Below are 7,918 nucleotides of genomic sequence, written 5' to 3' on the forward strand. Positions count from 1 at the left end.
AGATCGTACTCGGAGCGGGACTGTAACCACGTATTTTCAGGGCTTTTGTAAGTGCTTAATTTTTAGTATGTAATTATATGAAAAACAGATATTTAAAGAGTGTTTTAGTAGTGTGCGGTGATTGTATGATATTGTATAAAATTGCATATTTTCGGCTAATTTTCGGCTAAATGTCGGCTAACTTTTTGGAGGTGTATTTTTTTATTTTTATCTTTGCAATGTTTTTAAAAATAGTGGTTGTAATATGGTTATAAAATTCATTCTTCAAAGTAAAAGTGATAACGCTCCTATATACGTGCGTTTAATCATTAGTAGAGATAAAGACTACAAATGTAAAACGGGGCTATTTATAGACTCTAAAGCGTGGAGCGTGGCAAAGCAACTGCCAAAGACTACTGCAATAGAGCATAAAAATACAGCAATAGACCTGAACGCCTTGCGACAATTCATTGAAAAGTGTGTGAACCAATCAGACCAACGGGGCGAGGTGATTAATACGCAATGGTTAAAAGACAAAGTGGATATACACTTTAAACGAATAACAGATACCGCAACAAAGCAAAGCGACCTAATTACTGAACTAATAGACCATATCATACAGAACGCCTCCACACGCAAAAACGCACGGGGTACTTTGGGGCTATCTGTTAGCCGTGTGAAATCATATCACACCCTCAAAAGCATTTTTATAGACTATCAGGCGTACACCCGCAAACGATACAAGGCAAAGGATATAAACACTCCCTTTGAAAAAGTGTTTTTGGGCTGGCTAATGAATGAAAGAGGGTATAAAGATAGTTATGCCCTGAAAATTATTGACAACCTGAAGGCAGTATGCAACGAGGCGCAAGCGTTGGGAATGGAAACCAGCCCGCAACTGACAAAAGTAGGAAAGGGAACGCCTGACAAAGAAACGCCCGTATATCTTAATGCATTGGACTTGGAAAGGGTGCGTGGTTGTGTGATTGAAAATAAAAGTTTGGATAACGCCCGCAAATGGTTATTATTAGGGTGCTTGTTAGGACAACGCGGGGGCGACTTGTTAGACCTTACAGAAAGCAATTTTGTACAGCATATTGACGGGGTGGAGTATGTAGAACTTAAACAACAAAAGACGGGCAAAATAGCACGCATTCCGATTGTTGGAGCATTGCAGGAAATAAACACTATCAGGAATAACGGACTCCCTTACAAAATATCGGTACAGAAGTTTGACCAATATATAAAGCAGGTGTGCAAATTAGCGGGTATTAACGAACTTATCGAGCATTCCAAAGTGTGTATGGTGGACGATAAGGGTAATATTATAGAGCAGGACGATAAGGGTAACTACACCAGTAAGGGAGTGAAAAGAACGGTTAAGGGCGTGTTTGAGAAGTGGCAACTGGTAGGCTCTCACACGTGTAGGCGTTCATTTGCTACAAACCTATATGGCAAATTGGAGACGGCTTTTATTATGCAAATGACGGGGCACACAAAGGAAAGCACGTTTTTAGCATACATAGGTAAAACCGCAACGGACTACCTACTGCAAACGGCTAATAGGCTGCAAGAGTTGGAGGCGGTGAACGTTCCTACATTAAAACCTTTGAGGACGAAGATAGGATAATCCAAAGGTTAGAGGGTAGCCCTGAATAATATTGAATAACGTTTTTAAAAAATTGTGGAAATATGAATATTGAATTAATAGATTTATCTGTTTATGAATTATGTAATTACATTAGAGAAAATGAATTAGGGGAATTTGATATGCTAAAAATATTAAAAGCATATACAGATGATTTTAATTTAGAGTTGTTAAAAAGATTGGACTGGGATATATCGTTTTATCTTTTTCAGGAGGGCGAGATAATGGAAGCAAAATTCACTACTGAAGATATAGACAATGCTATAAAGGAAAGAACAAATGCAGGTATAGAAATACCCTATATAATGCCTAAAACAATTGAGGAACTAACACCTCGACAAATAGAGAATAGAAAAAAAGCAAAAAATATTCTTTTTCAAACTGAGAAAATAATTAACTTAGAAGCATTATTATTTCCTTATGAGTTTTACAGTGTTAGAACGTTTAGGAAGTTGGTACAATCAAAAATAAAAGAGTTACAGCCAAACCAAAAATATACCCCTATAAGTATTCGTTTGAATGATTATATGGAAAAAACGGACGGAAGCGATACCTCAACGCCTCCACCTCCTGAACCTGAATTGATAGACTTTTCAGAGGATATGGATACAAAAACGAGACTTGCTATATTGCAGGAGTTGGGTATTTTTGATTACCTAATAAAAACAGCATATCCGATTAACAACACTAATAAAATAGCCTCTTTATTGAGCGCTATTATAGGGGGTGAAGCAAAGACTTTACAAACTTATATAAACCCGATTATTAGCCCCGATACAGACCAACGAAATGCACCCAAAAAGATACATAAAGAGAAAGCACGGCAAATATTACAGAAGTTAGGCTATGTCGCTAAGAAGTTATAAAACATTCTAATTGCTTATATACAAAGGCTTTAAGGTTATTCCTTAGAGCCTTTTTCGTTTTTATTATTATTCATTCATTCTTTTTAAGTACTACTTAATTTTTACCTAATATTCCTTTGCACCGCAAACAAACAAAAACAATCATTAGAAAAATGGAAACAGTACAATTTATTCAAACTACCCCCGCGCAATTGCAAGCAATGATTTTGGAGGGGGTGCGTGCTGAACTTAAAGAACTAAAAAAAGATTTTCAACCAAAAGAACCAACGGAGTACCTAACACGTAAGGAGGTGCAAAAAATGCTTAATATCAATATGAGTACTTTGCACCATTGGACGAAGCAAGGGAAGTTAAAAGCGTACGGTATAGGTGCGCGTATATACTACAAACGGCACGAGGTAGATAGTGCCCTAATACGGCTAAAAGAGGGGTAAAAACAAACAAAGAGGCACTTAGCCCCTTTGTATGCGTTTTTAAAAATTGTGGGTGTGCAAATTCACACGTGGCAAAGGTAAGAATATTTTTTTGAATAGCAAATAAAAAACACCCTACCCAGATACGGGGAGGGGTGTTAATAGGTTGGCAAAAAATATTGCCGATTATGGTACTACTGTCCAAAATTGGACAATAATAGCCGTTGCGGTGTGCATATCCCTGGCGGGCTACTCCTGAAGACTTTCAGGCGGGGTGATTTGAGACTTTTGGAAATTGAGTGTACCGACCTCTATAAATACCCCGTTATCGTCTTTGATAAATAAGGGGCGTTTAAAAGTGTTTTTTGTAGGCTCTATTAAGTCCCTTACATCTACATCAAGAACGTTTGCCAACTCAATAAGCACCTTTAATGAAGGATTACCAGTAATGCGAGCGTTTAATGCTTGGTAGGTAATACCTAACATATTAGCCAAATCGTTTAAAGCGATACCCTTTTCTTTTGCAATCTCTTTTATTCGTAACATAGCATTTAAATATTAGTTATTAGGGTGCAAAGATAGTAAAATAAAACTATACTTTTACATTAATTAAAAAAAATAAAAAAATAATTTGCAAAAAACTTGTGTATATAAAATTATAGTTTTATCTTTGCACCGTAAAAGTAAAACAATAATTTTAAACACTATGAAAAAGCAAGTAACAAATAACAGTTTTAGAAGCAGGGTATTTAAAGAAGCGCACCGCCTTTATAATGAGTTGCGCCCCGTGTATCGCACCTTTGCAAGTGCTTTAAAATCTGCTTGGCAAAGTTACCGATTAAGACACCCTAAAAGAGGTAAAAAGATAGTAGCGAGCCCCGAACGTATCGAGCAAATAGCCCGTAACATTAACGCATTTAATACTTGTTACAACTATATAGACGGGGGTAATACAGCGGGCTATACTTGGGGATTTTGGAATGATTTAGATAATAAATTGCATACTATATTGAGCAGCCTACACAAACGCAGTCTTAACAAGGTAATAGCCCTTTGCACACCAGCACAAGCACAATATTTTAACTTAGTATAATAACCTTAAAACACAATAAGAAAATGAGAATAACAGACAAAAACACAGACGAAAAAAAAGCAATAGAGGAGTTTGAATACGATAACTTTTCAATAGTGATTAGTCAAAATTATGATTTTGACGAAGTAACGGGTACGGACTTTAAAATACCTCTGTACCTATTAGACGCTATCTATAAAGCGAGGCGTTTGAACGACTTTTTTAAGTCGGCTAATTTACCACTACTTAACTTAACACCTTTCTACAAGGTAATGAAAAGAGCAATGCAAAGCATACCGCTAAACAATACCGATATATCAGAGTTTTTTGCGTTGGTTGCTAATCTTTGGAAATGGGATAACCGTTTAAAATTTATTTGTAGTGATACATCATTAATACCAAAATTCACACTAATAGGGTACGTGGCAGGTATTACAAGGGGCTTTGAATTAGATAATGAACCAGTAGTAAGCAATGAATTTGGTAACCTTGTATATTCATTCTTTGAGGGTAATTCTATGAGTGTTACCGATTTTATAGCAAATGCTAAAAAGTTGGTAGAAGGCACAAGGTTTGACGAAAATATATAACATTATGAGCGAAATTATAATACATTCATTTAATAAGTTAGAGACCTCCAACAAGTTTAAGGAGGTGAAGCATTTCGAGCGTATTTGGATAAGTGGTAACGAGGCAAAGACACGCATTAAAGACTTTGCAAACATATCATTACAAAGGCACTTTAACAAGTCGCACGGGGTTGATTTTTGGTATAAAAACGCCTCAATGAATAATGGCAAGCGTGGCAAATGGAGCGACCCAATTACGGGGCTATACCCTACTAATAACAGCCTAATTTATTACGGTGATATATCAGAAAAGCAGGCGAACGGCTACACCCGTAAAGTGTCGTTTTTGTTTTTCGTGTTTAAATACGATAACAGTAGAATGGTAATTTTTGAATACCCCAATTATTACCCGCCCGCCAATGAGATAAGCGACTTTATTAGCAGGCAAATAGGGTATATAAAAAAGACTTTAGGGCTATGATTGACTATTTTAAAGCATTTATCAATTACCGCAACGATACCCGCTTTCAGGAACTTTGTGAAGCGGGTACATTTGCCGTTGCGGTTGAGACTACCGACACAGACACGGGCGAGGTAAAAGAAGCGTATTTGTACAAAAATATGACTATCACACCAACGGGCGCGGGATTTGTGCTTGCAGGTAGTTTGCACAAATACCGAAGCATTATAAAAGGAATTGCTAACAGTACGCAAATAGATAAATATAAGGGCTACAATGGTGATTTATTTACCTTGCAGGATATTACGGACACAATTGCACACCTTTGCGGGGTGCTTGATATTAGCCCGCACATTTGCACCTTGCAAAATATTGAAATAGGCGTTAATAACGTGGTTACCTTTGCGCCCTTTGATTTTCTCAAAGGGGTACTATATCACCGCAACGATTACAGCCCTACCATAAAGCACGGGGGTAATTATATTCAGTTTGAGCACGCACAATATTACATTAAACTTTATAACAAAGGCAGGCAGTACGAACTACCTAACGAGGTGATAAGGGTAGAGATTAAGGTAATGAAAATGCAAAAACTAATCGAGGCGGGTATAAACATTAGTACCCTTGCTGACATTAACGAAACCACCTTAAAGCAGGCGTTTGATTTGCTTTATAACGAGTTTAACGAGGTGATTTATTACGATTATAGCCTAAAAACGGAGGGGCTAACAGAGGCAAAGCAGCGCAAAGTGTTAGAGTACCAAAATAAAACCTTTTGGGAGGGGTTGGATAGACAGCAAAAGAAAAATAGCCGCAAGCAATTAAGCACCATAATTGAGAAGCATTCAGATAACTATAAGGGGCAAATACAGCGGCAAATGATAGCGGGGTATAACGCCACGATTGAGGGCAAAGCGGGTGATTATACACTGCCAGCAGCACCGCAACCAACGGGGACAAATCAGGAAGCAAAAAGCACCCCTAAAAATACAAAATTGGGTACTACCTCACCGCCCTATGAAAATGAAAAAAGTATCACAATCTTACCGCCCTATGAAAATGAAAAAAGTATCACAATCTTACCGCCCTATGAAAGCACCCAAAAAGATGAAAAAAGTATCACAATCTTACCGCCCTATGAAAATGAAAAAATATCACAATCTTACCGTTTAAGTATAGGGGAAGATTGTGATATATTACCCTCTGAAAAATCAGACTTAAAAGATACTGAAAAAACACCTCAAAAAGAGGTTAAAAACGGGGTGGCAAATTTGGATAAAAAAACACCTCAAAAAACAGACCTTAAACCGTTATCAAAAGACTACCCGCGTAAGTGTGTTATAACTGGTATAAGTTTGGAGTTAGAAAAAGAGAATGCACGTTATATTCGTACGAATACTATAATGCACGTAAAAGAGACAGACGAGCATTTATATTCATTGCTTTGTAGTTTGTTATTACCACACACGGGCGTTAAACCAGTTTTTGAGAAAACTATTATAAACCAGTTGGCGAAGCAGGTGCGCAATCGTTATTATAACAAATCAGAGGGTACAAGGTCTATAATGCAGGGTGGTGATTTAAAAAATCAATTATCCTTAGATTTATAAACATTCAAAAAAAAACGATTTATGGAAAATAAAGCAAAAGTTAGAATTACGACAAAACCACACAAAGAGGCGTGTTTTTGGTTTGTATCATTAGAAGTTGAGGTTACCCCCAAAGAGGGCAAACCTACAAAAGTCAGTGCGATATTAGACACGGACGAGGCAACTGAATTGATAAATAAGATTAAGTTTGCTAACTACACGGCAAAAAGTCAGAACTTAAAAAACGTGTAGCACTATTCAGAAACGCACGGAAACGGCTCAATTTTTGATTATCACCCGTATAGTAATACACTTATATCACAAAGAACGAAATAATGAAAAATTGAATTGTTTTTTTTATTGTGTTTTTATGTTATTATATTTTTACCCTTGTTCAGATTTGAGCAGGGGTATTTTTTGCGCCTTATATAAAAAAAAGCATTTGCTTTTCAATCAATTGAAGCAAAGGGAGGTATTAAGCAAGTTTTTGAGAGTATTTAGCAAGTTACCAGCAAATAAAAATATTACTTATAATCAATCAGTTAGGCACTAAAAAGGCGTGATTTGTGATAAACCACGCAAATAAGCAAGGGACGAACTTAATCAAACGTGTTTAAATTAGAAGTAAATAAAACAGCCTACAAAAGATTTTGGAAACCTCCTGAATGATAAACCTCCGCAAAATTGAGCATACCTCAAAAGGTTGCAACCTATCAGGGCAAAAGGTTGTAAGTTGCAACCTAACAGCAGGCAAAAGCAAGGAACTAACACAAAAAGTACTTTTTATAACTTTTGATATAGTTGAAAGTGATCATCATTCAATATTTTTCAATATACCCCGCCCGTGTATGATTATGCCCTTTTGTCAGTAGGTGTGCAATAAATGGCAGTATTTTTCATAAAAGCGGTATTATCCGCTTTTGTGTTAAAGGGTGCGGTAAATGTACGCTAAACTGGGGTAAAATGCTTCAGTAAGCATTCAGTAAAATTCAGTAAATCATAAAACGGGCAAAAAAATGCCTGTTCGTTGTAATATCAATCAGGATAACAAGTGTTAAAAAACGTACACTTGTATAAAGTCAGGAAGCAATCATAAAACAGTGGAATTTTTACGCCTTATAAAAAAGAAAAAATCACTACCTATAACGAGGCGGTGATTTTATTTTTTATAGTTACATTCAGGAGGTAAAAAAAACACCCCTGAAAAATAGTTTTTTGAAAGTTTTCGGCTAAATGTCGGCTAAATCAGCCCTTGAAAAAATAAAACCCTTTGAAATTCAAAGGGTTGTAGTTAAGGGTTGTACTCGGAGCGGGACTTGAAC

The 7,918-nt window shown here is 36.5% G+C and carries 9 protein-coding genes; 8 read left to right on the forward strand and 1 reads right to left on the reverse strand.

The window, feature by feature from the left end; translation table 11 throughout:
- Positions 1 to 244: 244 nt before the first annotated feature.
- From RCZ04_RS12035 to RCZ04_RS12045, 3 genes are all read left to right on the forward strand, one after another.
- Positions 245 to 1,609 (forward strand): site-specific integrase, encoded by a 1,365-nt coding sequence (locus RCZ04_RS12035; protein ID WP_460486279.1) that lies wholly within the window; start codon positions 245 to 247, stop codon positions 1,607 to 1,609.
- 62 nt (positions 1,610 to 1,671) lie between these two features.
- Positions 1,672 to 2,493 (forward strand): hypothetical protein, encoded by an 822-nt coding sequence (locus RCZ04_RS12040; RefSeq protein ID WP_460486280.1) that lies wholly within the window; start codon positions 1,672 to 1,674, stop codon positions 2,491 to 2,493.
- 152 nt (positions 2,494 to 2,645) lie between these two features.
- Positions 2,646 to 2,927: a helix-turn-helix domain-containing protein gene (locus tag RCZ04_RS12045; RefSeq protein ID WP_198472919.1), complete on the forward strand. Its 282-nt coding sequence runs from the start codon at positions 2,646 to 2,648 to the stop codon at positions 2,925 to 2,927.
- Between the two features lie 228 nt (positions 2,928 to 3,155).
- On the opposite strand, the gene RCZ04_RS12050 is transcribed toward RCZ04_RS12045, so the two are convergent.
- The gene (locus RCZ04_RS12050) at positions 3,156 to 3,452 is read right to left on the reverse strand and encodes a helix-turn-helix domain-containing protein (protein ID WP_460486281.1); all 297 of its coding nucleotides are present in this window, start codon (positions 3,450 to 3,452) and stop codon (positions 3,156 to 3,158) included.
- 160 nt (positions 3,453 to 3,612) lie between these two features.
- Here RCZ04_RS12050 and RCZ04_RS12055 point away from each other — a divergent pair, with 160 nt between their 5' ends.
- The 5 genes from RCZ04_RS12055 to RCZ04_RS12075 are packed head-to-tail and all read left to right on the forward strand — an operon-like array spanning position 3,613 to position 6,848.
- Positions 3,613 to 3,999: a hypothetical protein gene (locus RCZ04_RS12055; protein WP_460486282.1), complete on the forward strand. Its 387-nt coding sequence runs from the start codon at positions 3,613 to 3,615 to the stop codon at positions 3,997 to 3,999.
- Positions 4,000 to 4,022: 23 nt separating this feature from the next.
- Positions 4,023 to 4,568, forward strand: a complete 546-nt coding sequence (locus RCZ04_RS12060; protein WP_460486283.1) for a hypothetical protein — start codon at positions 4,023 to 4,025, stop codon at positions 4,566 to 4,568.
- A gap of 4 nt (positions 4,569 to 4,572) precedes the next feature.
- Positions 4,573 to 5,028 carry a hypothetical protein gene (locus RCZ04_RS12065; protein WP_460486284.1) on the forward strand — a complete coding sequence of 152 codons (456 nt, stop codon included), beginning with the start codon at positions 4,573 to 4,575 and terminating at the stop codon, positions 5,026 to 5,028.
- Entirely contained in the window at positions 5,025 to 6,617 is a 1,593-nt protein-coding gene (locus RCZ04_RS12070) for a hypothetical protein (protein WP_460486285.1), read from the forward strand. Before RCZ04_RS12065 ends, RCZ04_RS12070 begins: the two co-directional genes overlap by 4 nt.
- 21 nt (positions 6,618 to 6,638) lie before the next feature.
- Positions 6,639 to 6,848: a hypothetical protein gene (locus tag RCZ04_RS12075; RefSeq protein ID WP_460486286.1), complete on the forward strand. Its 210-nt coding sequence runs from the start codon at positions 6,639 to 6,641 to the stop codon at positions 6,846 to 6,848.
- Positions 6,849 to 7,918 lie beyond the last annotated feature (1,070 nt).

The sequence above is a fragment of the Capnocytophaga sp. HP1101 genome (assembly GCF_054772415.1).